This window comes from Rhodococcus sp. P14 (assembly GCF_000256505.1).
GTDB lineage: Bacteria > Actinomycetota > Actinomycetes > Mycobacteriales > Mycobacteriaceae > Rhodococcus > Rhodococcus ruber.
Window position 1 is genome coordinate 1 of record NZ_AJFC01000389.1, and the last position, 535, is coordinate 535.

Consider the following 535-nt stretch of genomic DNA (forward strand, 5'->3'; position numbering starts at 1 on the left):
GAAGCGCTCTCCCGCTGAGCTAATCGCGCGAGGTGGAGACGGGAATCGAACCCGTGTGCACGGCTTTGCAGGCCGTTGCCTCACCACTCGGCCACTCCACCGTAAAAGGTCGAGTCCAACCTCTCGAGCGGATGACGGGATTCGAACCCGCGACCCTCACCTTGGCAAGGTGATGCGCTACCAGCTGCGCTACATCCGCATCGCACCGCCCGGCGCCGTGCTCTCCGTGGTGCGGTTGAGAACATTAGCCGACCATCGTCAGAACACACAAATCTGCAGGTGAGGGCATGGACGAGCCGTCCTGGTGGATCCTGCCCGGCCCGTTCCGGCGGCGGGTCGGGCCAGCGAGCGCCGGCTGGGCGATCCGTTCGGTGAGGGGCACGGAACTCGCGCCCCCTCGGGGCGCGGCATCCCGACGCGGTATCGAAAACACAGGCGACCAGGCGATTCGTGTTCATCCGATGGGCGTGTTAATGTTCCTTCTCGTTCGAGCCGCTGCGAAGCGGCCCGGTCCCGTGGCTCAGTGGAAGAGCGT

At 65.4% G+C, this 535-nt stretch carries 1 protein-coding gene and 2 tRNA genes; 1 reads left to right on the forward strand and 2 read right to left on the reverse strand.

Annotated elements, in window-relative coordinates; translation table 11 throughout:
- Positions 1 to 30 precede the first annotated feature (30 nt).
- Positions 31 to 101, reverse strand: a tRNA-Cys gene (locus OEY_RS0126940).
- 25 nt (positions 102 to 126) lie between these two features.
- A tRNA-Gly gene (locus OEY_RS0126945) sits at positions 127 to 199 on the reverse strand.
- Positions 200 to 287: 88 nt separating this feature from the next.
- On the opposite strand from OEY_RS0126945, the gene OEY_RS31355 reads away from it, so the two are divergent.
- The coding region (locus OEY_RS31355) for a hypothetical protein (RefSeq protein ID WP_237713814.1) at positions 288 to 535 on the forward strand (248 nt) is incomplete at its 3' end.